Origin of the sequence: Streptomyces sp. NBC_01723, from assembly GCF_036246005.1 — a bacterium.
Classification (GTDB): Bacteria; Actinomycetota; Actinomycetes; order Streptomycetales; family Streptomycetaceae; genus Streptomyces.
Genome location: NZ_CP109171.1, coordinates 1,972,824 through 1,995,408, shown reverse-complemented (window position 1 = coordinate 1,995,408; position 22,585 = coordinate 1,972,824). Strand labels below are relative to the sequence as shown.

Annotated in this window: 15 protein-coding genes, 1 tRNA gene and 1 pseudogene; 10 read left to right on the top strand and 7 right to left on the bottom strand. The window is 71.8% G+C overall.

Features of this window, described 5'->3' with window-relative positions; translation table 11 throughout:
• Positions 1–402: 402 nt before the first annotated feature.
• Positions 403–1,423 (bottom strand): annotated as a pseudogene (locus tag OIE75_RS09470) (ADP-ribosylglycohydrolase family protein); the annotation flags it as partial.
• Between the two features lie 234 nt (positions 1,424–1,657).
• On the opposite strand from OIE75_RS09470, the gene OIE75_RS09465 reads away from it, so the two are divergent.
• The 3 genes from OIE75_RS09465 (at position 1,658) to OIE75_RS09455 (ending at position 8,811) form a co-directional block, all read left to right on the top strand.
• Positions 1,658–2,389, top strand: a complete 732-nt coding sequence (locus tag OIE75_RS09465) for a VIT1/CCC1 transporter family protein (RefSeq protein WP_329470327.1) — start codon at positions 1,658–1,660, stop codon at positions 2,387–2,389.
• A 430-nt stretch (positions 2,390–2,819) separates the two neighbouring features.
• Entirely contained in the window at positions 2,820–7,355 is a 4,536-nt protein-coding gene (gltB, locus tag OIE75_RS09460; RefSeq protein WP_329473954.1) for a glutamate synthase large subunit, read from the top strand.
• Positions 7,348–8,811, top strand: a complete 1,464-nt coding sequence (locus OIE75_RS09455; protein ID WP_307011323.1) for a glutamate synthase subunit beta — start codon at positions 7,348–7,350, stop codon at positions 8,809–8,811. Before gltB ends, OIE75_RS09455 begins: the two co-directional genes overlap by 8 nt.
• Before the next feature lie 101 nt (positions 8,812–8,912).
• On the opposite strand, the gene OIE75_RS09450 is transcribed toward OIE75_RS09455, so the two are convergent.
• Positions 8,913–9,818 carry a chitosanase gene (locus tag OIE75_RS09450; RefSeq protein ID WP_329470326.1) on the bottom strand — a complete coding sequence of 302 codons (906 nt, stop codon included), beginning with the start codon at positions 9,816–9,818 and terminating at the stop codon, positions 8,913–8,915.
• A gap of 14 nt (positions 9,819–9,832) precedes the next feature.
• A complete protein-coding gene (locus OIE75_RS09445; RefSeq protein WP_329470324.1) occupies positions 9,833–10,603 on the bottom strand; it encodes a rhomboid family intramembrane serine protease in 771 nt (256 codons plus the stop codon).
• A 152-nt stretch (positions 10,604–10,755) separates the two neighbouring features.
• Between OIE75_RS09445 and OIE75_RS09440 the strand changes: the two genes are divergently transcribed.
• Positions 10,756–11,478: a vWA domain-containing protein gene (locus OIE75_RS09440; RefSeq protein ID WP_307011318.1), complete on the top strand. Its 723-nt coding sequence runs from the start codon at positions 10,756–10,758 to the stop codon at positions 11,476–11,478.
• Between the two features lie 21 nt (positions 11,479–11,499).
• Here the strand turns inward: OIE75_RS09440 and OIE75_RS09435 are convergent, their stop codons facing one another.
• Both OIE75_RS09435 and OIE75_RS09430 read right to left on the bottom strand, forming a co-directional pair.
• Positions 11,500–12,129: an SIMPL domain-containing protein gene (locus OIE75_RS09435; protein WP_329470323.1), complete on the bottom strand. Its 630-nt coding sequence runs from the start codon at positions 12,127–12,129 to the stop codon at positions 11,500–11,502.
• 28 nt (positions 12,130–12,157) lie between these two features.
• A complete protein-coding gene (locus tag OIE75_RS09430; RefSeq protein ID WP_307011314.1) occupies positions 12,158–13,054 on the bottom strand; it encodes a hypothetical protein in 897 nt (298 codons plus the stop codon).
• A gap of 123 nt (positions 13,055–13,177) precedes the next feature.
• Here OIE75_RS09430 and OIE75_RS09425 point away from each other — a divergent pair, with 123 nt between their 5' ends.
• From OIE75_RS09425 to OIE75_RS09410, 4 genes are all read left to right on the top strand, one after another.
• Positions 13,178–13,504, top strand: coding sequence for a chorismate mutase (locus OIE75_RS09425; protein ID WP_122614883.1), 327 nt, complete (start codon positions 13,178–13,180; stop codon positions 13,502–13,504).
• A gap of 100 nt (positions 13,505–13,604) precedes the next feature.
• Entirely contained in the window at positions 13,605–16,103 is a 2,499-nt protein-coding gene (pepN, locus tag OIE75_RS09420; protein WP_329470322.1) for an aminopeptidase N, read from the top strand.
• A gap of 142 nt (positions 16,104–16,245) precedes the next feature.
• Complete coding sequence (locus OIE75_RS09415) at positions 16,246–16,740, top strand: hypothetical protein (RefSeq protein ID WP_329470320.1); 495 nt, start codon at positions 16,246–16,248, stop codon at positions 16,738–16,740.
• Positions 16,737–18,140, top strand: a complete 1,404-nt coding sequence (locus OIE75_RS09410) for a lysine N(6)-hydroxylase/L-ornithine N(5)-oxygenase family protein (RefSeq protein WP_307011307.1) — start codon at positions 16,737–16,739, stop codon at positions 18,138–18,140. Before OIE75_RS09415 ends, OIE75_RS09410 begins: the two co-directional genes overlap by 4 nt.
• Positions 18,141–18,161: 21 nt before the next feature.
• On the opposite strand, the gene OIE75_RS09405 is transcribed toward OIE75_RS09410, so the two are convergent.
• Entirely contained in the window at positions 18,162–19,970 is a 1,809-nt protein-coding gene (locus tag OIE75_RS09405) for a bifunctional metallophosphatase/5'-nucleotidase (RefSeq protein ID WP_329470318.1), read from the bottom strand.
• Positions 19,971–20,207: 237 nt separating this feature from the next.
• On the opposite strand from OIE75_RS09405, the gene pyk reads away from it, so the two are divergent.
• Positions 20,208–21,638 (top strand): pyruvate kinase, encoded by a 1,431-nt coding sequence (gene pyk / locus OIE75_RS09400; protein ID WP_329470317.1) that lies wholly within the window; start codon positions 20,208–20,210, stop codon positions 21,636–21,638.
• 48 nt (positions 21,639–21,686) lie between these two features.
• Here the strand turns inward: pyk and OIE75_RS09395 are convergent.
• Positions 21,687–21,760: transfer RNA gene (locus tag OIE75_RS09395), tRNA-Leu, on the bottom strand.
• Between the two features lie 101 nt (positions 21,761–21,861).
• Here OIE75_RS09395 and OIE75_RS09390 point away from each other — a divergent pair.
• Positions 21,862–22,518 (top strand): ANTAR domain-containing response regulator, encoded by a 657-nt coding sequence (locus OIE75_RS09390; RefSeq protein WP_122615019.1) that lies wholly within the window; start codon positions 21,862–21,864, stop codon positions 22,516–22,518.
• Positions 22,519–22,585: the final 67 nt, after the last annotated feature.

Genomic DNA, 22,585 nt, shown 5'->3' with positions numbered 1-22,585 from the left:
ACCGTGGTCTCCACGCCGGGCCGGACCCCGCTCACGGCCACACCTCCGTCCCCGCCTCGGGCACGAGGGTGCCCTGGTCGGGCGGGCTCGCGAGCGGTGCGGCCTGCGGTGTCCGGAGTACGCCGGTGGCTTGGCCGCCCGGCGCAGGCGGGTTCGTGACGGGCTCCGGCGAGGGCCCGTCGCCGGGGAGCGGGGTGGCGCCCGGCAGGGGCGAGCCGTGGGGCCTCGTGCGCCGTGCGGTTTCCGCGGGCCGGGGTGCCTTCGGTGTCCCGACGGTCGGCAAGGGGGCGTACGGGCCGGGGTCCGGTGGGGGCCGGTCGCCGGGTGGGCGCGGGGTGCGGGGGCCTTCGGGGTGGGACGGGTGCCTCGGCTCCTCGCGTCCCGGGGGGATCCGCTCCGGATCCCGCACGGCCCGCCGCATTCCCTCGGCCGCGCCCGTCAGCAGGTCCGCCACCTCCAGGACGTGGTGGCCGGCGATGGCCGGCAGGCAGGTGCCGCGGGCGGGGCCGATGGCCGCGGCCCAGGCGGGCGGGATGGCGGCGACACCGTGGGTGGCGCCGGCCAGCGCGCCCGCCACCGCGGCCGTGGTGTCGGCGTCGCGCCCCATGTTGACGGCCGTCAGCACCGCGTCCGCGAAGTCGCCGTCGGCCGCCGCGTACGCGCCGAAGGCGAGGGCGACCGCCTCGGGTGCCAGGTCGGTCCACGGGTAGCCGCCGATGACCACCGCGGAGCGGACCGCGCGTTCGCCGCGATGCGCCGCCGTCATCGCGCGGCGCAGACAGCGGGCGGTCCAGGAGTCGTCCGGTACGACGGCCAGCGCGGAGGCCACGACCGCGACCGGCGCCGCCCCGGCCATCGCCGCCGCCACACCCGCCGCCACCGCCTGGCCGCCGTAGATGCCCTCGCCGTCGTGGCTGACCGAGCCGTCGATCGCGACCAGCCGGGCCGCCTCGGCGGGGCGGCCGGCCGCGAACACGCCGTGCGGGGCGGCCCGCATGGCGAGGCCGTCGCTCCAGGCGTGGCGGTGCTGGGCGGAGATCGGTGCGGCCAGCCCCCGGCGCAGGTTCTCCAGGGTGCCGCGTTCGCTGAAGCCCGCGCCCCGGAACGGGCCCTCCTCCCGGTCCGCGATCCACTCGTGCCAGGCGGTCTCCACGTGCACCGGGGTGAGCGCGGCGCCGTACCGGGCGAGCAGCAGGCCGGAGAAGATCGCGTACTCGGTGTCGTCGGTGCCGGCCGGCCGGTCGGCCACGTATCCCGTGATGCGGCCCCACCGGGCGCGGATCTCCGAGGGCTTCATGTTCTCGGCCGGCGCCCCGAGGGCGTCCCCGACGGCCAGTCCGAGCAGCGCGCCCCGGGCCCGTTCGCGGAGTCCGACGGCGTCTCCGGGCGCGGGGACCGGGGGAATGCAGGCGGTGGATGCCATGCGGCCTCTCCTCTCCCTCTGCGCATCTGTCCCCGGTGCGGTGCGCACCGCAGCCTCACCGGGCTCAGCGTCACCCGGTCGACATCTGTGCAGGCAAGATCACGAATGAGCGTGGAGAGGTAAAACCGCAGGTAAGCCCAGCCTTTCCTTGCTGGCGGGGCGGAAATGATCGGCGTAGATTGGGTGTTGTTAAAAAGTAGAACCGATCCAAACTAGCTTTCCGGGGGATCCCGCATGGCCATCATCGAGACCGAGGCGCCGCTGCACGAGGCGCACCGCGACAACCACACCCACCGCGACGTGAACGGCGGCTGGCTGCGGCCCGCCGTCTTCGGCGCGATGGACGGCCTGGTCTCCAACCTCGCCCTGATGACCGGCGTCGCCGGCGGCGCGGTGAGCCAGCAGACCGTCGTACTGACGGGCATGGCCGGCCTGGCCGCCGGCGCCTTCTCCATGGCCGCCGGCGAGTACACCTCCGTCGCCTCGCAGCGCGAGCTGGTCGAGGCGGAGCTGGAGGTGGAGCGCCGGGAGCTGAGAAAGCACCCGAAGGACGAGGAGGCCGAGCTGGCCGCGCTCTACGAGGCCCGCGGCGTAGAACCGCGGCTCGCGCGCGAGGTGGCCCGGCAGCTGTCCAGCGACCCCGAGCAGGCGCTGGAGATACACGCCCGCGAGGAGCTGGGCATCGACCCCTCCGACCTGCCCTCGCCCGCCGTCGCCGCCGTGTCGTCCTTCGGTTCCTTCGCGCTGGGCGCCCTGCTGCCCGTGCTGCCCTTCCTGCTCGGCGCCGGTGCGCTGTGGCCCGCGGTGCTGCTCGCGCTGGCCGGACTGTTCCTGTGCGGCGCGGTGGTGGCCAAGGTGACGGCACGCAGCTGGTGGTACAGCGGACTGCGGCAGCTCGCGCTCGGCGGTGCGGCGGCCGGTGTGACGTACGTCCTGGGCAGCCTGTTCGGAACGGCCGTAGGATAGCCCGGCTCGAACTTATGCGGGGGGCCGCATAAGTAGCCGTTACTCGCTGGTTTCGAGTACGTAATCTCCGGGCATGAGCCGTAAGCGCTGTGGGCAATGAGGCCGGCCGCGCACCCGTGGGGCGAGCGACGTCGCTCATTCCACGCCGTCGGGCCGACGGACATCGATCTGTGCGCTTCGGTCCTCCATAGCTTCCACCGCCGGGCGCGGTACCCCGCCGCAGCCCCCGGTGTCCGCATGTTGGAATGGATTGTCCCGTTTACCGAGAACCACTCCATCATGTAACCTGCACCAAATTTTGCACCGACACCGCAGAGGGCCAACGTCGTCCCTCGGCACCTGCACATGCCAGATGACGACGACGGGAGAGCCGATGCGTACGCCGCGCCAGCCGTCCCAGCATTCCGCGAGTGGCCAGAACTGGTCCTTCATGGATGCTCGCCCTGCTGCCCAGGGTATGTACGACCCCCGCAACGAGCACGACGCCTGCGGCGTCGGTTTCGTCGCCACTCTCACCGGCGAGGCATCGCACACCCTGGTCGACCAGGCACTCACCGTGCTGCGCAACCTGGAGCACCGCGGCGCCACCGGTTCCGAGCCCGACTCGGGCGACGGCGCGGGCATCCTCTCCCAGGTGCCGGACGCGTTCTTCCGTGACGTGGCCGAATTCGACCTGCCCGAGGCCGGGTCGTACGCCGTCGGCATCGCCTTCCTGCCGGTGGACGGCACCGAGGACGCCGTCTCGCGGATCGAGACGATCGCGGGCGAGGAGGGCCTGACGGTCCTCGGCTGGCGCGAGGTGCCGGTCGCCCCGCAGCTGCTCGGCGCCACCGCCCGCTCGACGATGCCGGTCTTCCGCCAGATCTTCGTGAGCGACGGGGAGTCGCGGGGCATCGCCCTCGACCGCCACGCCTTCGCGCTGCGCAAGCGCGCCGAGCGCGAGGCCGGCGTCTACTTCCCGTCGCTGTCCGCGCGGACCATCGTCTACAAGGGCATGCTGACCACCGGCCAGCTGGAGCCGTTCTTCCCGGACCTGTCCGACCGCCGCTTCGCCTCGGCGATCGCGCTCGTGCACTCCCGGTTCTCCACCAACACCTTCCCGAGCTGGCCGCTCGCCCACCCGTACCGCTTCGTCGCGCACAACGGCGAGATCAACACGGTCAAGGGCAACCGCAACTGGATGCGCGCCCGCGAGTCCCAGCTCGCCTCCGACCTGTTCGGCTCGTCCTCGGACCTGGAGCGGATCTTCCCGGTCTGCACGCCGGACGCCTCGGACTCCGCCTCCTTCGACGAGGTCCTGGAGCTGCTGCACCTCGGCGGCCGCTCGCTGCCGCACTCCGTGCTGATGATGATCCCGGAGGCGTGGGAGAACCACGACTCCATGAACCCGGACCGGCGCGCCTTCTACCAGTTCCACTCCACGATGATGGAGCCCTGGGACGGCCCCGCCTGCGTCACCTTCACCGACGGCACCCAGGTCGGCGCCGTGCTCGACCGCAACGGCCTGCGCCCCGGCCGCTACTGGGTCACCGACGACGGCCTCGTCGTCCTCGGCTCCGAGGTCGGCGTCCTCGACATCGACCCCGCGAAGGTCGTCCGCAAGGGCCGCCTCCAGCCGGGCCGCATGTTCCTCGTGGACACCGCCGAGCACCGCATCATCGAGGACGACGAGATCAAGGCCCAGCTCGCGGCGGAGAAGCCGTACGCCGAGTGGATCGAGGCCGGCGAGATCGAGCTGTCCGACCTGCCCGAGCGCGAGCACATCGTGCACACCCACGCCTCGGTCACCCGCCGCCAGCAGACCTTCGGATACACCGAGGAGGAGCTGCGCGTCCTCGTCGCGCCGATGGCCAAGTCCGGCGCCGAGCCGATCGGCTCCATGGGCACCGACTCGCCCATCGCCGCGCTGTCCGAGCGCCCCCGGCTGCTCTTCGACTACTTCACCCAGCTCTTCGCGCAGGTCACCAACCCGCCGCTGGACGCCATCCGTGAGGAACTGGTCACCTCGCTGCGCTCCTCGCTGGGCCCGCAGGGCAACCTCCTGGACCCGACGGCGGCCTCCTGCCGCAGCGTCCTGCTGCCCTTCCCGGTGATCGACAACGACGAGCTGGCCAAGCTCATCCACATCAACGCCGACGGCGACATGCCCGGTTTCAAGGCCGCGACCCTCTCCGGTCTCTACCGGGTGCACGGCGGTGGCGACTCGCTCGCCGCCCGCATAGAGGAGATCTGCGCCGAGACCGACGCCGCGATCGAGAACGGCGCCCGGCTGATCGTCCTCTCCGACCGCCACTCGGACGCCGAGCACGCCCCGATCCCCTCGCTGCTGCTCACCTCGGCCGTCCACCACCACCTCATCCGCACCAAGCAGCGCACCGAGGTGGGCCTGCTGGTCGAGGCCGGCGACGTCCGCGAGGTCCACCACGTCGCCCTGCTCATCGGCTTCGGCGCCGCCGCCGTCAACCCGTACCTGGCGATGGAGTCCGTCGAGGACCTGGTCCGCGCGGGCACCTTCCTGCAGACCGACGACGGCGAGCCCGACCAGGCCATCCGGAACCTGATCTACGCCCTCGGCAAGGGCGTCCTCAAGGTCATGTCCAAGATGGGCATCTCCACCGTCGCCTCCTACCGCGGCGCCCAGGTCTTCGAGGCCGTCGGGCTCGACGAGGAGTTCGTCGCCAAGTACTTCAACGGCACCGCCACCAAGATCGGCGGCGTCGGCATCGACGTCATCGCCAAGGAGGTCGCCGCCCGCCACGCCAAGGCGTACCCGGCCAGCGGCATCGCGCCCGCGCACCGTGCCCTGGAGATCGGCGGCGAGTACCAGTGGCGCCGCGAGGGCGAGCCGCACCTGTTCGACCCGGAGACCGTCTTCCGCCTCCAGCACGCCACGCGCTCCGGCAAGTACGACATCTTCAAGCAGTACACCGAGCGCGTGAACGAGCAGTCCGAGCGCCTGATGACGCTGCGCGGCATGTTCGGGTTCACGTCCGACCGGGCGCCGATCTCCATCGACGAGGTCGAGCCCGTCTCCGAGATCGTCAAGCGCTTCTCCACCGGCGCCATGTCGTACGGCTCCATCTCCCAGGAGGCGCACGAGACCCTCGCCATCGCCATGAACCAGCTGGGCGGCAAGTCCAACACCGGTGAGGGCGGCGAGGACCCGGAGCGCCTGTACGACCCGGCGCGCCGCTCCTCGATCAAGCAGGTCGCCTCCGGCCGCTTCGGCGTCACCAGCGAGTACCTGGTCAACGCGGACGACATCCAGATCAAGATGGCCCAGGGCGCCAAGCCCGGCGAGGGCGGCCAGCTGCCCGGCCACAAGGTGTACCCCTGGGTCGCCAAGACCCGGCACAGCACCCCGGGCGTCGGCCTGATCTCGCCGCCTCCGCACCACGACATCTACTCCATCGAGGACCTCGCCCAGCTGATCCACGACCTCAAGAACGCGAACCCGCAGGCGCGGATTCACGTCAAGCTGGTCTCCGAGGTCGGCGTCGGCACGGTCGCGGCGGGTGTGTCGAAGGCGCACGCGGACGTCGTCCTCATCTCCGGCCACGACGGCGGCACGGGCGCCTCGCCGCTCACCTCGCTGAAGCACGCCGGCGGCCCCTGGGAGCTGGGCCTCGCCGAGACCCAGCAGACGCTGCTGCTCAACGGCCTGCGCGACCGCATCGTCGTGCAGACCGACGGCCAGCTGAAGACCGGCCGGGACGTCGTCATCGCCGCGCTGCTCGGCGCCGAGGAGTTCGGTTTCGCGACCGCGCCGCTCGTCGTCTCCGGCTGCGTCATGATGCGCGTCTGCCACCTGGACACCTGCCCGGTCGGCATCGCCACCCAGAACCCGGTGCTGCGCGACCGGTACTCCGGCAAGGCCGAGTACGTGGTGAACTTCTTCCAGTTCATCGCCGAAGAGGTCCGCGAGATCCTCGCCGAGCTGGGCTTCCGCTCCATCGAGGAGGCCGTCGGCCACGCCGAGACCCTCGACGTGACCCGCGCCGTCAACCACTGGAAGGCGCAGGGCCTCGACCTGGAGCCGCTCTTCCACGTGCCCGCGCTGGCCGAGGGCGCCGTGCGCCACCAGGCCACCGGACAGGACCACGGCCTGGAGAAGGCGCTCGACAACGAGCTGATCAAGCTCGCGTCGGACGCGCTCTCCGCCTCGGACGCCGCCCCGGTGCGCGCCCAGGTCGCGATCCGCAACATCAACCGCACGGTCGGCACCATGCTCGGCCACGAGGTGACGAAGAAGTTCGGCGGCGCGGGCCTGCCCGACGACACCGTCGACATCACCTTCACCGGCTCCGCCGGCCAGTCCTTCGGCGCCTTCGTCCCGCGCGGCATCACGCTGCGCCTGGAGGGCGACGCCAACGACTACGTCGGCAAGGGCCTCTCCGGCGGCCGGATCGTCGTCCGTCCGGACCGGGGCGCCGACCACCTCGCCGAGTACTCCACCATCGCCGGCAACACCATCGGCTACGGCGCCACCGGCGGCGAGATGTTCCTGCGCGGCAAGGTCGGCGAGCGCTTCTGCGTCCGCAACTCCGGCGCGCTGGTCGTCTCCGAGGGCGTCGGCGACCACGGCTGCGAGTACATGACCGGCGGCCACGCGGTCGTCCTCGGCGAGACCGGGCGCAACTTCGCGGCCGGCATGTCCGGCGGCATCGCCTACGTCGTCGACCTCGACCCCGACAACGTCAACGCCGGCAACGTCGGCGCCGTACAGGCCCTGGACGACGCCGACCGGGACTGGCTGCACGACGTGGTGCGCCGGCACGCCGAGGAGACCGGGTCCACGGTCGCCGAGAAGCTGCTCGCGGACTGGCCCGCCGCCGTGGAGCGGTTCAGCAAGATCATCCCCAGCACGTACCAGGCAGTGCTCGCCGCCAAGGACGCCGCCGAGCGAGCCGGTCTCTCCGAGACCGAGATCACCGAGAAGATGATGGAGGCGGCGACCAATGGCTGACCCCAAGGGCTTTCTCAACCACGGCCGCGAAGTCGCCAAGTCCCGGCCGGTGGAGGAGCGCGTCAAGGACTGGAACGAGGTCTACGTTCCCGGCTCCCTGCTGCCGATCATCAGCAAGCAGGCCAGCCGCTGCATGGACTGCGGCATCCCGTTCTGCCACAACGGCTGCCCGCTCGGGAACCTGATCCCCGAGTGGAACGACTACGCCTACCGCGAGGACTGGTCGGCCGCGCAGGAGCGCCTGCACGCCACCAACAACTTCCCGGAGTTCACCGGCCGCCTGTGCCCGGCGCCGTGCGAGTCGGCGTGCGTGCTCGGCATCAACCAGCCGCCGGTCACCATCAAGAACGTCGAGGTCTCGATCATCGACAAGGCGTGGGAGACCGGGGACGTAGCCCCGCAGATCCCCGAGCGCCTGTCCGGCAAGACCGTCGCCGTCATCGGCTCCGGCCCGGCCGGCCTGGCCGCGGCCCAGCAGCTCACCCGGGCCGGCCACACGGTCGCCGTCTACGAGCGCGCGGACCGCGTCGGAGGCCTCCTCCGGTACGGCATCCCCGAGTTCAAGATGGAGAAGCGGCACATCAACCGCCGCATAGAGCAGATGCGCGCGGAGGGCACCCGCTTCCGCACCGGCGTCGAGATCGGCCGCGACCTGAAGGCCACCGACCTGAAGAAGCGCTACGACGCCGTCGTCATCGCCGCCGGCTCCACCACCGCCCGCGACCTGCCGGTCCCCGGCCGCGAGCTGAACGGCATCCACCAGGCCATGGAGTACCTGCCGCTGGCCAACAAGGTCCAGGAGGGTGACTACGTCGCCCCGCCGCTCTCGGCCGAGGGCAAGCACGTCGTCGTCATCGGCGGCGGCGACACCGGCGCCGACTGCGTGGGCACCGCCCACCGCCAGGGCGCGGCCTCCGTCACCCAGCTGGAGATCATGCCCCGGCCGGGCGAGGAGCGGGACGCGGCGCGCCAGCCGTGGCCGACCTTCCCGATGCTGTACAAGGTCACCAGTGCCCACGAGGAGGGCGGCGAGCGGGTCTACGCCGTCTCCACCACCCACTTCGAGGGCGACGAGGACGGCAACGTCCAGTGGCTGCACATGAGCGAGGTCGAGTTCATCGACGGCAAGCTCACCCCGAAGCCGGGCACCGAGCGCAAGATCCCCGCCCAGCTGGTCACCCTCGCCATGGGCTTCACCGGCACGGACAAGGAGAACGGTCTGGTCGACCAGTTCGGCCTGGACCTGGACGAGCGCGGTAACATCGCCCGGGACGCGGACTTCCAGACCAACGTGCCGGGTGTGTTCGTCGCCGGTGACGCCGGCCGCGGGCAGTCGCTCATCGTCTGGGCGATCGCCGAGGGCCGCTCGGCCGCGCGCGGCGCCGACCGCTTCCTGACCGGGGCCAGCGACCTGCCGGCCCCGATCCGCCCGACGGACCGCGCACTCGTGGTCTGACGGACGGAACAACCGAAGAACGTCCCGCACAAAGGCGTGCGGAACACTGATGGCGCCTGCCCCGTCCCCGACCGGACCATGGGCAGGCGCCGTCGCATGTGTCAGGGCGCCCGGTAGGCGTCCCCGTACACCTCCCACTCCAGCGGCGTCTCCAGCTTCAGGTTCCCGGCCGCCAGGAACCGGCGCTGGGCGGTGTCGACGCGGGAGGTGTCGATGCCCGGGCGCTTGGCCTCCATGGCCCGGCGGCGGACGTCGAGGAAGGCCCCCAGGTAGTCCTTCTCGGAGCCGCCCCGCGCGGGCGTCCTCGCCTCGGCCATGGCCCGCTCGCGCAGCCCGTAGAAGCCCTCGGCGTCCGTGTCCGGGCCGTGGAAGACCATCGCGTCGTAGTAGACGAACTGCCCCAGCGTCCCGAGGCCGTCCAGCTTGGCGAGGCGGACCGCCGGTTCGAAGTAGACGCGGTCGCGCTCCGCCTCCTGGGCCTCGCGGAACGCGGGGACCTCCGCCTCCGCCCGCCAGGCCGCCGTGAAGCCCGGGTCCAGGCCCTCGTGGGAGTCGGTGCCGTCGACCTCGCGCAGGGCGGGCAGGTACCGGGCCAGGCCGTTGTCCGGGTGGGCCTCGGTGTAGCGCTCGACCAGGGCGAGCAGGTCGTGGGTGCCGGTGCAGAAACCGATGATGCCCGCGGTGTACCCGTCGCCGTCCCCGAGGTCCTCGATGGTGCCGTACGCGGTGCGCCACTCGGTGGTCGAGTTCTCGGCGCTGGACACCAGCTGCTGGGCCAGCTCCTTCTTGTCCGGCGAGGCGAGCCCCGGCGGCAGGCCGGCGATCAGCGCGTCGTCCGCCGCCCGCTCCTGTTCGGCCCGCCCCTTGGCGTCCTCGCGGGACGACGGGGCGGTGGCCGTGGCGGTCGAGGCGCCCTCGGTCTCGCCGGAGTCCGCCGGCACCACGAAGTACACCCCCGCGGCGATCAGGGGAACGGCCGCCAGAAGCAGCACACCGGCACGTCTCATCGGGGGAGAACCTTTCATAGGGGAACACTTCCGCCGGTCAGCTCCGCGACCCTGGCCGTCGTCGTCACCGCCAGCAGCGTCAGCAGGCCCAGGCACGCGCCCGCCTGCACCGCCGTGCGACGCCCGTACGCGAACGCCAGGGCCACCACGCCGCCGGCCGGCAGCCCGCCGAGGTGGCCCTCCCAGGAGGAGGCGAACCAGGCGGACACCACCAGCCAGAGCAGCAGGAGGACCATGGAACGGTTGACCGGTGCCATCCGGGCGCCCAGCCTGCGGTGCAGCACGTAGTACGCGGCACCCACACCGAAGACCGCCCCCGACGCGCCGACCGTGGCCTGCCCCGGGTCCGCCAGGACCAGCACCAGGACGGAGCCGCCCAGCGCCGAGAGCAGATACAGGACGACGAACCGGGCCGCTCCGAGCATCAGCTCCACCACCCGCCCCAGATGCCACAGAGCCACCATGTTCAGCGTGATGTGCAGGATCCCGAAGACGCCCTCGAACGGCGAGACGTGCAGGAACGTGCCGGTGAGCAGCCGCTCCCACTCACCTCCCGCCACCCCCTCCGTGCGGACCGGCCCGAGGACGAGGTACGCCCCGTCGTCCGAGTACCGGGTGCCGTCCACGGCGACCACCCGCGCACCGACCATCGCGAACCGGTCCACGACGCCGGGCCGCACCAACTCCGCCAGGTACGCCAGTACGTTCAGCGTGAACAGCGCGTACGTCGCCACGGGGGTCGCCGGACGGCGGCGACGGGTCGTGTCGGGGGACTCGGGATCCACGGCCGGCTCCTCGGTGCGCGACGGAAGGTGAGCCGGTGGGGTCGGCGGCGAACAAAATAGCGAATGCCGGTGGCCGCTCCGGGAGGCGGGGTGCGCGGTGCCGTAACCTCGGCAGCCAGTAGCCGTACGTCAGGGGTGACGGGGGAGTCCGGATGGCCGCGATCAGTCTCACCAAGGTGCGGGAGACGGCGCCCGCGCTGGTCGACCTGTACAAGAGCGCCGGGGTGTCGCTCACCAAGCACGGGCTGGAGGAGACGAGGGCGGCGGTGTACCTGGTCGTCGACTACTCAGGGTCGATGAAGCCGTACTACAAGGACGGCAGCGTGCAGGCGCTCGCCGACCGGGTGCTCGGGCTCTCCGCGCACCTCGACGACGACGGCACCGTGCCCGTGGTGTTCTTCTCCACGGACGTCGACGCGGTCTCCGAGATCGCGCTCGCCGACCACGAAGGACGGATCGAGCGGATCGTGGCCGGACTCGGGCACATGGGCAAGACCAGCTACCACCTGGCCATGGACGCCGTCATCGACCACTACCTGGACAGCGGCGCCCGCCACCCCGCCCTGGTCGTCTTCCAGACCGACGGCGGCCCGATCAACCGGCTCGCGGCGGAACGGTACCTGTGCAAGGCGGCGCCGCTGCCGCTGTTCTGGCAGTTCGTCGGCTTCGGCGACCCGGGCAGCCGCCAGTTCGAGTACCTGCGCAAGCTGGACGAACTGGCGGTGCCGCAGAAGCGGGTCGTGGACAACGCCGGGTTCTTCCACGCGGGCCGCGACCCGCGCCGGGTGACCGACGCCGAGCTGTACGACCGGCTGGTGGGCGAGTTTCCCAAGTGGCTGGTGGCCGCACGCGCGCAGGGCATCGTACGGCCGTAGCGGACGGGCGGCGGCGCTTGGTCAGTGCCGCAGCGAGAAGCCCAGCAGGACCTCCGCGGACACCTCCACCGTGCCCGGCGCCAGGTCGCCGGACCCGCCGCTCGCCTTGGCCGCCCGGAAGTGCGCGAAGGGCTCCGCCTCCACGTCCTGGATGTGCAGCACCGGGCCCAGCCGCACGTCCGCCGCCTCCGCGTACACCTGGGCCTTGCGCCGGGCGGCGGCCACCGCCCGGCGCCGTGCCTCGTCCCGCAGCGTCTGCTTGTCGAGCACGTCGAACTCGACGCCGTCGATCCGGTGGGCGCCCGCGTCCACCATGTCCACGATCAGCTGTTCGAGACCGTCCAGCGCCCGCGTCTCCACCGAGTACGAGGCCTGGCACCGGTAGCCGAGGAGCGTCCGCCCACCCCCGTGACCGTCGTACTCCGAGCTGAGCCCGAGCCGGGAGCCCGAGACCGAGGCGTCCGGTACGCCGTGCCGCCGCAGGACCTCCCGCAGCCGCGACACGGCCGCCCCAGCCTGCTGGAACGCGCGCTCCGGTGACGGCTCCAGCACGTCCACCGCCGGCTGTACCCGCGCGAGGCCGGGTTCGGTTCGCACCGTGCCCGTGCCGGACACGCTGATCCCCCAGGGCTCTTCGATGGCCTTTGTCATACCGGCAATTGAAGCACCGCGCCACCCGCTAGGTGTCGCACTCCAGCACCGTCCGGCACAGCCCGCACCGGGCCCGCACCCGTCCGCGCACCGGCACCCTGATCCGCTGATGACAGGTCGGGCAGGGGAACGACACACGCAGCGGTCCGTGCTCCTGCGGCGTGAACCGGTACGGGCCCTCCGCGGCGGGGCCCGCGGCGTGCGCGTCCTGGGCGTGGCGGCGGTCCCGTGCGTAGCGGCGGCGGCCCGCCCAGCCGGCCGCGGTGAGCGGCGGCTGCTGCCCGTCCTGGCGGGCCCGCTGCATGCCCTTGCCGTACGCCGTGTACGCCTGTGGACTGGTGAACCACACCGACGGGTCCTCGCCGAACACCAGCGCCCGCTTGGCCAGCACGTACCCGAACTCCTCCGGGGTCAGGTAGCCCAGCTTCTGCGAGGACGCCGAGTCCTCCCGGTAGGCGTCGAGCAGCAGCCACCCGGCGCCCAGGTACGTCGTCGCGGTGTCGGTGAGGATCTCGTTGTCCCGGGTGCCGGGGAAGGACAGGTCGAGACGGTGCAGGTAGACGTGCATCACCTCGTGCGCGAGGGCCGCGCCGATGTCCCGGCGGTGGGTGCGGAAGCGCTCGTTCAGCTCGACGAAGTACTCGGGGCCCGCCGTGAGTTCCACGTTCGCCGCGTGCGTCATCTCGCGGAAGGAGACGATCATCCGGGCGTCGGGCAGCCGGTAGTGCCGCACCAGCTCGTGGGCGACCCGCTGCGTGCCCAGATACAGGTCGTCGGTGTCGCTGAACGCCACGTCGGCCGGGGCCACACTGGCGGAGAACGTCCGCACGGTGTCGTACGACAACCGCCTGTACAGCGCGGTGACCGCCTCGCGCACCGTCGCCAGGTGCGGGAAGCCGTGCTCGACCGGTCCGCCGTTCGCCACGCCCGACCCCCAAGACGCCTGAACCCCGTGTCCACTCCAAGAGGACCCTCACGACGACTGTACGGCGTTCAGGGCCTGAGACGGTCTGCGGCGAGAGCCGCCACGCCCGTAGGGTGGGCGTCCATGACCACCAGCAACACGGATGCCGTCGACCCCGCCGTCCGCGAGGAGCTGGCCCGGCTGCGGGACAGCATCGACAACATCGACGCGGCCGTCGTCCACATGCTCGCCGAGCGCTTCAAGTGCACCCAGCAGGTCGGCCACCTCAAGGCCCGCCACCAGCTGCCGCCCGGAGATCCGGCCCGTGAGGCGAAGCAGATCGCCCGGCTGCGCGCTCTCGCCGAGAGCGCCAAGCTGGACCCGGCGTTCGCCGAGAAGTTCCTGAACTTCATCATCGCCGAGGTGATCCACCACCACGAGCGCATCGCGGAGAGTTCGGCCTCCGGCTGACCCGGCGACCGCGCCCCGCCCGTGGGGGCGCGCGCCGGACATTCTCCGCGTACCGAACCGCCCCTGTGCCCTGCCGACGGCATCAGGCAGCATGTCGTGCATGTCCGTACTGACGCGCGACGAAGCGCAGACCCGTTCCCGGCTCCTCGACGTCCACCACTACGCGATCGACCTCGATCTCACCCGTGGGGACGAGACCTTCGACTCCCGTACCGTCATCCGCTTCACCGTCCGCGAGGACACGGACAGCACGGACACCTTCGTCGAGGTCAGGCCCGCCGAGCTGCGCACCGTCACGCTGGACGGACAACCCCTCGACCCGGCCGCCCTGGACGACAACAGGCTCGCCCTGAAGTCCCTCACCCCGGGCGAGCACGAGCTGCGCGTCGAGGCCGCCATGCGCTACTCCAGCACCGGCGAGGGCATGCACCGCTTCACCGACCCCGCCGACGGCGAGACCTACGTCTACACCCAGCTGTTCCTGGACGACGTGCAGCGCGTCTTCGCCGCCTTCGACCAGCCCGACCTCAAGGCCGTCTTCGACCTCACCGTCACCGCCCCCGAGCGCTGGACCGTGCTCGCCAACGGCGTCACCGAGCACCTGGGCGACGGCCGCTGGAAGGCCGCCGCCACCCCGCTGATCTCCACCTACCTCGTCGCGGTCGCCGCCGGCCCCTGGCACTCCGTGCGCACCGAGCACCGCGGTCTGCCCTTCGGCATCCACTGCCGCCGCTCGCTCGCCCGCCACCTCGACGCCGACGCCGGCGAACTGCTCGACGTCACCCGCGCCTGCTTCGACCGCTACCACGAGAAGTTCACCGAGCCCTACCCCTTCGACTCCTACGACCAGGCGTTCGTCCCCGAGTTCAACGCCGGCGCCATGGAGAACCCCGGACTGGTCACCTTCCGCGACGAGTTCGTCTTCCGCTCCGCGGTCACCGAGACGCAGCGGCAGACCCGCGCCATGGTCATCGCCCACGAGATGGCCCACATGTGGTTCGGCGACCTCGTCACCCTCCGGTGGTGGGACGACATCTGGCTGAACGAGTCCTTCGCCGAGTACATGGGCTACCAGACCACCGCCGAGGCCACCCGCTTCGCCGACACCTGGACCGACTTCGGCGTCACCCGCAAGGCCTGGGGCTACGACGCCGACCAGCGCCCCTCCACCCACCCCGTCGCCCCGGAGAACGTCGGGGACACCGCCTCGGCCCTGCTCAACTTCGACGGCATCTCCTACGCCAAGGGCGCCTCCGCCCTGCGCCAGCTCGTCGCCTGGCTCGGCGAGAAGGACTTCCTGGCCGGCATCAACATCCACTTCGAGCGCCACAAGTTCGGCAACGCCGCCCTCGCCGACTTCATCGACTCCCTCGCCGCCGCCACCGACCGCGACGTCCACGCCTGGGCCGACGCCTGGCTGCGCACCACCGGCGTCGACACCCTCACCCCGCGCGTCACCGGCGACAACGGCGGCCGCCTGCTCGCCGTCGACCGGGACGGCAGCCGCCCGCACCGCGTCGCCGTCGGCCTCTACGACCGAGACCTGGGCGACGAGGGCCGCCTCACCCTGCGCGAACGCCTCGACGTCGACCTGCCCCAGGCCGAACCCCGGCCCATCGGCAAGCTGCCCGCCCTGGTCGTCCTCAACGACGGCGACCTCAGCTACGCCAAGGTCCGCTTCGACCCCGAGTCCTTCCGGACCGTCCGCGAGGGCCTGTCCGGACTGCCCGACCCGCTCACCCGGGCCGTCGTCTGGAACGCCCTGCGGGACGCGGTGCGCGACGGCGAACTCCCCGCAGGCACCTACCTGGACATCGCCCGCGCCCACCTCCCGTACGAGACCGACCTCGCCCTCGTCGACGGCGTCCTCGCCTTCGCCGCCGGCCAGGTCGCCGACCGGTACGTCACGCCCGAGCGGCGGCCGGCCGCGCTGTCCACCCTCGCCGAGCTGTGCCGCGACCTCATCCGCCGCACCGAGGACGGCGACCACCCCGGGCTGCGCCTCATCGCCGTGCGCCACCGCATCGCCACCGCCGCCCACCCCGACACCATCGCGGCCTGGCTCGCCGACGGCACCGTGCCCGGCGGCCCGGAGCTGGACCCCGAGCTGCGCTGGCGCATCCTCACCCGCCTCGCCGTCCTCGGCGCCACCGGCGAGGAGGCCATCGCCGCCGAACTCGCCCGGGACCCCAGCGCCACCGGCCAGGAGGGCGCCGCCCGCTGCCGCGCCGCGCTGCCCGACGCCGAGGCGAAGAGCCGGGCCTGGGAGGCCATGTTCGCCACCGACGACCTCTCCAACTACCTGTTCACCGCCACTGCCCAGGGCTTCTGGCAGCCCGAACAGGCCGACCTGGTGCGGGAGTACGTGCCGCGCTACTACGCCGAGGCGGTCGCGGTCGCCACCCGCCGCGGCCCCGCCATCGCCGACGCCGCCGGCCGCTGGGCCTTCCCCGGCCACGCCGTCGACGACGCCAACCTGCGCCTCGGCCGGGAATGCCTCGCCGGCGACGGCCCGATCCCCGCCCTGCGCCGCAAGCTCGCCGACCAGCTGGACGACCTGGGCCGGGCGCTGCGGGTGCGGGAGGCGGACGCGCGCTGAACCCCGCCGCGGCCGGTTCCCTCCCCCGGGGAACCGGCCGCGGGCGTACACCCTTTCGGGTGTGATCGTTGGGCTGTCCGGGCGAAGCCACGCATTCGCGTCCAAGCTGGAGCTCCCCGTCCCCGCGCCCGGAGGACAGCCCATGGGCCCCCCGCCCTCCATCCGGAACCCGCACGGCACCCACGCCCCGCGGCCCCCACGCGACCTCCCACCCCACGCGCCACCGCCCTCCGGGCCCACCGCCCCGCCCGCTCTCGCCAGGGCCCGCGTCCTGCGGTCCCCGCTCGGCGTCGTATCGCGCGCTCGGCGCGCTGCCGCGGCCGCCCGCGGTGGCCGGCCGCCCTGGGGCGGGCTCGACGCCGTCGCCTCCCGGGCCGTGGTCGCGGCCGGCGAGATCCTGCCCGCCCGGGGCGGTGCCGCGGCGCTCCGCGCCCTGGAGACGGTGCCCGCCGAGGGCGCCGCCGGCCCTGCCCGCGCCACTCGTGCCTCCGCCAGGGCCGTCGCCCTCGCCACCCGCGCTCCCGCCCGCCGGCCGCGGCTCACGGCTGCCCCGCCCACCCTCCATGCCCGTCCCGCCGAGCCGCCCGCGCTCCGCACCCCCGTGGAAAACTTCCCGAAAGGACCCGCTCCGCGATGAACGCCACCGCGTCCGACGTCCCCCGCGACCTCGTGGGCATCGGCATCGGCCCCTTCAACCTCTCCCTCGCGGCACTCGCCGACCCCCTCGCCGGGCTCGACGCCGTGTTCTACGACCAGCGCCCCGCCTTCCACTGGCACCCCGGGCTGCTCATCGACGGCGCGCGCGTCCAGGTGCCCTTCCTCGCCGACCTGGTCACCCTCGCCGACCCGGCGAGTCCCTGGACCTTCCTCAACCACCTCAAGGCCAGAGAGCGCCTGTTCCCCTTCTACTTCGCCGAGCGCTTCCACATCCGGCGCGCCGAGTACGACGCCTACTGCCGCTGGGTCGCCGAGAGCCTGCCCTCGCTCCGCTTCCACCACCAGGTCGACGCCGTCCGCTGGAACCCCGAGCGCGAGCTGTTCGAGGTCGACTACACCCAGCTCGACGCGGAGGGCGAGGCCGAGGCCCTCGGCCGCACCCACACGCGCAACGTCGTCCTCGGCGTCGGCACCGAGCCCGACGTCCCCGACCCGCTGCGGCCCCTCGTCGACGCGCCCGGCGTGCCCGTCCTGCACGCCGCCGACTACCTCGACCACCGGGACGCGCTCCTCGCCGCCGGGCACGTCACCGTCATCGGCACCGGGCAGTCCGGCGCGGAGATCTTCCTGGACCTGCTCCGCCACCGGCCCGCCGGCCGCGAGCGGCTGCACTGGCTGGGCCGCAGCGAGGCGTTCGCCCCCATGGAGTACTCCAAGCTCGGCCTGGAGCACTTCACCCCCGACTACACCCGCTACTTCCACGGCCTGGCCGAACAGGTCCGCGACCGTCTCGTCGCCTCCCAGTGGCAGCTGCACAAGGGCATCGACGCGGACACGACCGCCGACATCCACGACGAGCTGTACCGCCGCACCCTCGACGGCGGCTGGCCCGACACCGTCCTCACCCCCGGTGTGCACGTCCGCACCGCCGGCCGCGTCGCCACCACCAGGATCGAACTCCACCTGGAGCACGCCCAGCAGAAGACCCGCTCCCGCCTCACCACCGACGCCGTCGTCCTCGCCACCGGATACCGCGAGCGCCCCCTCGGCCGCGTCCTCGCCGGCCTCGACCCCTACATGCGCCGCGACGGCCGCGAACGCCCCCGCGTCGACGACCGGTTCCGCCTCCTCCTCGACCCCTCCGTCGGCGGCTCCGTCTACGTCCAGAACGCCGAGACCCACACCCACGGCGTGGGCGCCCCCGACCTCGGCCTCGCCGCCTGGCGCAGCGCGACCATCCTCAACGACCTGACCGGGCAGGAGCCGTACCCCCTGCCCGGCCGCACCGCCTTCACCACCTTCGGCCTGGAGAGCGGACAACCGCAGATCCCGTCCGCGCGCCGCCCCCGGGCGCTCATCCCCCTGGTGGACGGCGTCTGAGGCCCGCCCGGCGGACCCGGATCAGAACACCGGCGTGCCGTCCCGCGTCAGCGACCAGTCCACGGACGCGAAGTCCTTCGGGTCCAGCACGCCCTTCGCCGTCACCCACTCGGCGATGCGCGTGCGGATCTCCGTCGACTCCGCCCACACCTCCTTGGCCGACGCCACGTGCGGGAAGGCACCGCCGCCGTTGGCCCGGTAGTTGTTCACCGCCAGCACGAACTGCTGGTCGTCGGCGAGCGGCGTACCGCCGTGGGCGAGGTTCCTGATCCGCGACCCGGCCGCCTGCGCGATGTCGATCTCGTACGTCAGCCCCGACACGTAGTCGTAGTTGTAGTCCGGGCGGCCGCCCGCGTTGGTCAGCTTGTCCACGTCCACGGGAGCACCGGCGGCCGTCTGGACGTAGTACTCCGCCGAGTACTCCAGGTAGGCCCGCACCTGCGCGCCCGTCAGCACCTTCGCGACCAGCGTGTTGTCGTACACGTACAGGCTCGACAGGTCCCGGATGGTCACGTCGCCGGCCGGGATCTCGGAGGTCCGGGAGAACGGCGACGCCTGCGCCAGCACCGGCAGCGACGCGTACTCGGTGCCCGCCAGCGCCGCCTTGACCACGTCCTCCTGCACCTTGGTGATCAGGTCGATGATCGGGGCGTCCTTGTACCGTGCCTCCACCGTCGTCAGCGCCTCGGTGGCGGTGCCGACGACCTGGTTGACGTACGCCACGACCTTCGCGTGCTCGTCGGTCAGCAGTCGGGTGATCCTCGGGTCGTCGGCGACCGTGCTGGTGTTGCGCAGCGACGCCTTCACCGACTCCACGTGCCACCGCCCGCGTTCGAATACCAGCTCGAAGTCGAAGAGGGTGAGCCGCTCGGCGTAGCACAGCGGCTCCGACAGGACGACGGTCTTCCCGGTCTCGTCGTTGACGACCTTCAGCTCCGCGATCTCCTGGTGCGCGTGCCCGACGAGGATCGCGTCGATGCCCGGCACCTGCTTCGCCACGTTGGCCGCCGCGTTCTCGACGTACGGGAGCTGGTCGCCGTACGAGGACGTGCCCGAGGAGCCGGAGTGCGCCGAGACGACCACCACGTCGGCGCCCATCGAGCGCAGCTTCGGCACCCACTTCGCCGCCTGCTCCTCCAGCCCCGGGAAGGCGAGCCTGCCCTGCACGTACGCCTTGTCCCAGATCGCGATGCCGGGGTTGGTCAGGCCCAGCACCGCCACCTTCACGGGCGGCGCGCCCTTCACCCGGAAGGTCTTCATGAAGTACGGCGGGAACGCGGGCTTCAACGTCTTCGCGTCGACCGCGTTCGCGCCGAGCAGCGGGAAGTCGCACTGCTCCTCGAACTTCCGCAGCGTCTCGATGCCGTAATTGAACTCGTGGTTGCCGAGCGCCACCGCGTCGTACCCGATGGCGTTCATCGCCTGGGCCATCGGGTGCACCGGGCCGCCCTTGGCGGTGATCGGGTCCACCTTCGCGTAGTAGTACGTCAGCGGGGTGCCCTGGATGGTGTCGCCCGCGTCGAGGAGCAGCGTGTTGCGGCGGCCCTTCTCCTCGCGTACCTGGTCGACCAGGGCCGAGATGCGCGCCAGTCCCTGCGCGTTGCCCGCCGCGTCCGTGTACTCGGCGTCCTTGAAGTAGTCCCAGTTGAAGACGTGTCCGTGCAGGTCGGTGGTGCCCAGCACGGTCAGCGCGTACCGCTTGGGCCGCCTGCGGCCCCGGTGCGCGGCGGGCGCCGCCTCGGCCGCCGGAGCCGCCGCCGCACCGGCCAGCGCCACCCCCGCTCCCGTCACTGCGGATCTGCTCAGGAACTTCCGGCGGTTGAACGGCATGACGGGATCTCCTTGACGGCACGGCATCGACAACGCGCGTAGATTCCTGCGTGATCACCTCGCCTGTCAACAGCGGGTCGCTCAATTGCCCGAAAGGCGCAATAAGAACCGCCGGGAATGCTCATCGGAGCGCCCCGGCGCACAATTCAACACTTGTCAATAACCCTTTACTCAAAGGTTGTTGAGTGGTCATACGTGGCCAATTCGCTACTGGCCGGTAAGTCATAGGCTCGACCCATGCGCCGAGCAAAGATCGTCTGCACTCTTGGGCCCGCCACCGACTCGTACGACCAGATCAAGGACCTGGTCGACGCCGGAATGGACATCGCCCGCTTCAATTTCAGCCACGGCACCCACGCCGAACACGAAGAGCGCTACCGCCGTGTCCGGAAGGCGTCCGACGAGACCGGCCGCAGCGTCGGCACCCTCGCCGACCTTCAGGGTCCGAAGATCCGCCTCGGCCACTTCGGAGAGGGCCCCGTACTCCTTGAACGCGGCGACACGTTCACCATCACCGTCGAGGAGGGCGTCGAGGGCGACCGCCACACCTGCGGCACCACCTACGCCGGCCTCGCCGCCGACGTCACCCCCGGTGAACGCGTCCTCGTCGACGACGGCAAGGTGTGCCTGGAGGTCACCGGCGTCGACGGGCCCCGCGTCCGCACGACGGTGATCGAGGGCGGCGTGGTCTCCGACCACAAGGGCCTCAACCTCCCGGGCGTCGCGGTGTCCGTCCCCGCGCTGTCGAAGAAGGACGAGGACGACCTGCGCTGGGCCCTGCGCAGCGGCTTCGACGTGATCGCGCTGTCCTTCGTGCGCAGCGGGCGGGACATCCGCGACGTGCACCGCATCATGGACGAGGAGGGCCGCCGCCTGCCCGTCATCGCCAAGGTCGAGAAGCCGCAGGCCGTGGAGGACATCGAGGGCATCGTCGCGGCCTTCGACGGCATCATGGTCGCCCGGGGGGACCTGGGTGTCGAGATGCCCCTGGAGCAGGTGCCGTTCGTCCAGAAGCGGGCGATCAAGCTGGCGAAGCGCAACGCCAAGCCCGTCATCGTCGCCACCCAGATGCTCGACTCGATGATCGACAACGCCCGTCCCACCCGCGCGGAGGCCTCCGACGTCGCCAACGCGGTCATCGACGGCACGGACGCGGTGATGCTGTCCGGCGAGACGAGCGTCGGCAAGTACGCGACCGAGACGGTGCGGACCATGGCGCGGATCGTCGAGGCGGCGGAGGAGGACATCCTGGCCAAGGGCCTGCCCCCGCTGACCGAGCGCAACAAGCCCCGCACCCAGGGCGGCGCGGTGGCCCGGGCCGCGGCGGAGATGGGCGACTTCCTCGGCGCGAAGTTCCTGGTGGCCTTCACCCAGTCCGGCGACACCGTCCGCCGCCTGTCCCGCTACCGCTCGCCCATCCCGCTGCTCGCCTTCACCCCGGAGCCGGCCACCCGCTCGCAGCTGAGCCTGACCTGGGGGGTGGAGACCTTCCTGGGTCCGCACGTGGACTCCACGGACGCGATGGTCGACCAGGTGGACGAGCTGCTCACCCGGTACGGCCGCTGCCAGAAGGGCGACGTCGTGGTCATCACGGCGGGCTCACCGCCCGGCGTCTCGGGTACGACGAACCTGGTGCGGGTGCATCACATCGGGGAGGACGACCGCTGAACGGGTGCCTCGACGGATCTGAGGGATGCCTTCGAAATGAAGGTAAAGTGCCCCGGGTGGGACTCGAACCCACACTGAATGCCTTTTGAGGGCATCGTCTCTGCCGATTGGACTACCGGAGCCTCTTCGAACCGAAGGTCAGTGTAGCCCCTCGGTGACTCAAAGATACAGGAGCTAGGTAGGCTCTTGTCAGCGGTACCCCTGCCCCGAACTAGGAGCTCACGTGACCTCCCCCGAGTCGCCCCAGCCCGTAGACGTGCCCGACGACGACAAGTCGCACGTGCCTCCGCTGACGACCCGTGTCGTCATCGCCGAGGACGAGGCGCTCATCCGGCTGGACCTCAAAGAGATGCTGGAGGAGGAGGGTTACTCCGTCGTCGGCGAGGCCGGGGACGGGGAGCAGGCCGTGGAGCTGGCCCGCGAGCACCGGCCGGACCTGGTGATCCTCGACGTGAAGATGCCCAAGCTGGACGGCATCTCCGCGGCCGAGAAGATCGCCGAGGAGAGCATCGCGCCGGTGCTGATGCTCACCGCGTTCTCCCAGCGCGACCTGGTGGAGCGGGCCCGGGACGCCGGCGCCATGGCGTATCTCGTGAAGCCCTTCAGCAAGAGCGACGTCGTTCCGGCGATCGAGATGGCCGTCTCGCGGTTCACGGAGCTGAAGGAGCTGGAGAAGGAGGTCGCCGACCTCAGCCAGCGCCTGGAGACGCGGAAGCTGGTGGACCGGGCCAAGTCGGTGCTCCAGACGGAGTACGGCCTGACCGAGCCGGCCGCCTTCCGCTGGATCCAGAAGACCTCCATGGACCGGCGGATGTCGATGCAGCAGGTGGCCGAGGCGGTCATCCAGGACGCCGACGAGAAGAAGGCGGCCAAGGGCTGACACCCAGGACCACGAGAGAGGCCCGCACCCCCGAGGGGGCGCGGGCCTCTCCGGTTCCCGGGGGCGG